The organism is Brevundimonas sp. UBA7534, assembly GCF_002479325.1.
Lineage (GTDB): Bacteria > Pseudomonadota > Alphaproteobacteria > Caulobacterales > Caulobacteraceae > Brevundimonas.
The window spans coordinates 1-3362 of sequence record NZ_DLMO01000156.1; the positions used below are offsets into that span (position 1 = coordinate 1).

General features: G+C 66.7%; 4 protein-coding genes. 3 read left to right on the forward strand and 1 reads right to left on the reverse strand.

All coding sequences use genetic code 11. The annotated features are described in order from the left end of the window. Positions 1 to 1229 (reverse strand): DEAD/DEAH box helicase family protein (locus B2U11_RS12805; protein ID WP_292072219.1); only part of this gene is annotated, 1229 nt, incomplete at its 3' end. Between the two features lie 179 nt (positions 1230 to 1408). On the opposite strand from B2U11_RS12805, the gene B2U11_RS12810 reads away from it, so the two are divergent. From B2U11_RS12810 to B2U11_RS12820, 3 genes are all read left to right on the forward strand, one after another. After that, on the forward strand, positions 1409 to 1789 hold the full coding sequence (locus tag B2U11_RS12810) for a PadR family transcriptional regulator (protein WP_414632963.1): 381 nt from the start codon (positions 1409 to 1411) through the stop codon (positions 1787 to 1789). Positions 1790 to 1815: 26 nt separating this feature from the next. After that, on the forward strand, positions 1816 to 2928 hold the full coding sequence (locus B2U11_RS12815; protein WP_292072223.1) for an HAAS signaling domain-containing protein: 1113 nt from the start codon (positions 1816 to 1818) through the stop codon (positions 2926 to 2928). Positions 2929 to 3020: 92 nt separating this feature from the next. Continuing rightward, positions 3021 to 3362 (forward strand): SLC13 family permease (locus tag B2U11_RS12820; RefSeq protein WP_292072224.1); only part of this gene is annotated, 342 nt, incomplete at its 3' end.

Below are 3362 nucleotides of genomic sequence, written 5' to 3' on the forward strand. Positions count from 1 at the left end.
ACGAACAGCAGGGCGTTGTCGGGGATGTATTCGAAGAAGGTGGGCGGCGGTTCGCCCGGCGCGCGGCCGGTCAGCCAGCGGGAATAGTTCTCGATGCCGGCGCAGCTGCCGGTAGCCTCCATCATCTCCAGGTCGAAGCGGGTGCGTTGTTCCAGGCGTTGCGCCTCCAGCAGCTTGCCGTTCTCGACCATCCAGTCCAGCGTCTCCTTCAGCTCGGCCTTGATGCCGGCGGCGGCCTGGTTCAGCGTCGGGCGCGGGGTGACGTAGTGGCTGGCGGCGTAGACCGTGACCTCGTCCAGGGCGGCGGTCTTCTTGCCGGTCAGGGGGTCGAACTCCTCGATCGCCTCGATCTCGTCGCCGAACAGGCTGACGCGCCAGGCCCGGTCCTCCAGGTGGACGGGGAAGATCTCGATGGTGTCGCCGCGCTTCCTGAACATCCCCCGCTCGAACGCCGCGTCGTTGCGCTTGTACTGCAGCGCGATCAGGTCCGCCCGCAGCTTCGCCTCGTCGATCGTCGCCCCGACCTTCAGGTCGAACGTCATCGCCGTATAGGTCTCCACCGACCCGATGCCGTAGATGCAGCTGACCGAGGCCACCACGATCACATCGTCCCGCTCCAAAATCGCCCGCGTCGCCGAATGCCGCATCCGGTCGATCTGTTCATTTATACTTGAATCTTTTTCAATATAGGTGTCAGTTCGCGGAACATATGCTTCTGGTTGATAGTAGTCGTAATAAGATACAAAGTATTCGACAGCATTATCAGGGAAGAATGACTTAAATTCCGAGTATAGTTGCGCCGCCAAGGTCTTGTTTGGCGCAAGTATCAGCGCGGGACGCTGGGTCTGTTCGATGACCTTGGCCATGGTGAAGGTCTTGCCCGAGCCGGTGACGCCCAGCAGCACCTGATCGCGGTCGCCGGCCTCGGCCTGGGCGACCAGTTCGGCGATGGCGGCGGGCTGGTCGCCGGCGGGGGTGTATTTCGTCTCGAGCCGGAATTTGCCGCCCTTCTTCGCGCCCTCGCGGGAGGGCCGGTGCGGAGTCCAGTCGGCGGGGGCGGCCGGCGCCTCCTCCGGCGTCAGGCGCGGGCCTGCGACCGGCGCGAACATCGGCATCTTGCCGGTATCGCGAATGAAGGCCGCCGCCGCCTCGCGCACGCCGGGATCGGGCACGTGGACGGGCTTGTTCGTCTTGGTCGGCGTCGATTTCGGCGAGGAGGAACGGTTCATGAACGAAAGCTAGTGCGCGAGGGACGGTTTCGCCATAGCGCGCGGGCGACGCGGGAGGTTGCGTCAGGCGGCGGGGGCGGCCCCATCCCCTGACCGCTGCTCCATCTGGACCAGAGCGCCCGGCGACCCTCAGCAGATCTCACGACGCGCCGCCGCCCACCTTGACTCTCTCACACAGTATGCCTCATACACTGTGTGTCATACACTATGTGGCGCATGGAGGTGGACGGGTGAGCCAGGACGACGACCTGTTCGAGAGCTTGAGGCTGGAGTTGCGGCGCGGGTCGCTGATCCTCGCCGTGCTGGCGAGCCTCAGGACCGAGCAGTACGGCTATTCGCTTCGCGTGGCGCTGAACCAGGTCGGCGTGGAGATGGAGGAAAGCACCCTCTATCCGCTGCTGCGCCGGCTGGAAGGGCAGGGTCTGCTGGATAGCGAGTGGCGCGAGGAGGAGCGGCGCAGGAAGCGGTTCTACCGCCTGTCGCCGCGGGGTGAGGCCATGCTGGCGCGACTGGCGGCCGAATGGCGGGGTCTGTCGGCCTCGCTGGAGAAGATGCTGTGAACACCGGGAATGAAGGAGGGGCCGGAATGGATCTGGTCGAACGCTATCTGAAGGCCGTCGCGGCCCAGTTGCCGAAGGACACGCGCGAGGACATCGTCGCCGAACTGCGCGACGACATCATGGGCCGGATCGAGGATCTGGAGGCGCGGCTCGGCCGGGCGCCGAGCGACGACGAGGTCGAGGCGTTGCTGCGCGAAGTGGGCCATCCGCTGACGGTGGCGGCGCGCTATCGCTCGGGGCCGCAGGCGCTGATCGGCCCGGAACTCTATCCGTGGTGGACGTTCGGCGTGAAGGTCGGGCTGGCGGTGATGGTCTGCGTAACCCTGATCGGTCTGGCGGTGCGAGTGCTCGTCGGGGACGTCTATCTGGGCCAGGCGATCGGCCAGGGGTTCGCCAGCCTGTTCAGCGGCGCCGTGTCGATCATCGGCATACTAACCGTGGCGGGCTTCATTCTGGAGCGCCAGCGGAAGCAGCCGGACTTCATCGCCAAGTGGCGCGTCAAGGACCTGGGCCTGTTCGAACTGGGCGGAAACATCGACGCCGACGACTGGAGCCGCAAGCTGTCGGGCGACTGGTCGGAGCCTCAACCCAAGGCCAGGGCCAAGCCGGGCTCGGCTGTGAAGAAGAGCGCGGAGATGTCGCCGGTCGCGCGCGCCGTGGCCAGCGCCATCGGCTGGACGGTGCTGCTGCTGTGGTGGACGGGCCTGCTGCCGGTGATGTCGATCCGGCCCGAGGAACTGGCCGGCGTGGTCGATGGCGTCGACTATGGCCTGATCCTGCGCCAGATGGTCGAGGCCGCCTACTGGCCCGTGACCCTGTTCGCGGTCTGCCGCATCGGCTTCGACCTGATGCGGGCGGCGTCGGGCGGGAATGCGCGGCTGACGGCGTTGGGCGACCTGGCCTTCGGCGCCGCCGCAGCCTGGGGCGTGCTGTGGATCTGGTTCTGGTCGCCGCTGAGCCCAGTGATCTGGGTGGGAACCGTCACGGAGTTCCTGGATCGGGTGCGGGGGCTGTTCGACCGGGCGGACGGCGATGTGGGGGGGCTGGCGGCCATCCTGATGGTGGTGGTGGTCTGGGCCTTCCTGGCGGAGGTCGCGCGCATGGTTCGGGCGGTGGGCTGGCTGGCGACCGGACGGTGAGTTTACGCGGCGGAAGCGACTGAACCTTCGGACGCTTTCGCCGTTCCGGCCAAGCGGCGCCATTCCGGCTCGCATCGGGGTTGGATCACCAAGTGACGCTGCAACAGGGTTTGGCCTTCGGGCTGGTGGGGCTGACGGTCGCGGCCTTCATCTGGGGTCGCTTCCGCTATGATCTGGTGGCGGTGGCCGCCCTGGTCGCCGGCCTGGCCATTGGGGTGATCCCGGCCGAGGACGCGTTCGAGGGTTTCGCCAACGACGTGACGGTCATCATCGCCTGCGCCCTGGTGGTGTCGGCGGCCTTCGCCAAGTCCGGCATCGTCGAAATGGCCCTGAAGCGGGTCATGCCCTACCTCAAGACCGAGCGCAGCCAGGTCCCGGTGCTGACCACGGCGGTGACGCTGCTGTCGATGGTGACCAAGAACGTCGGCGCCCTG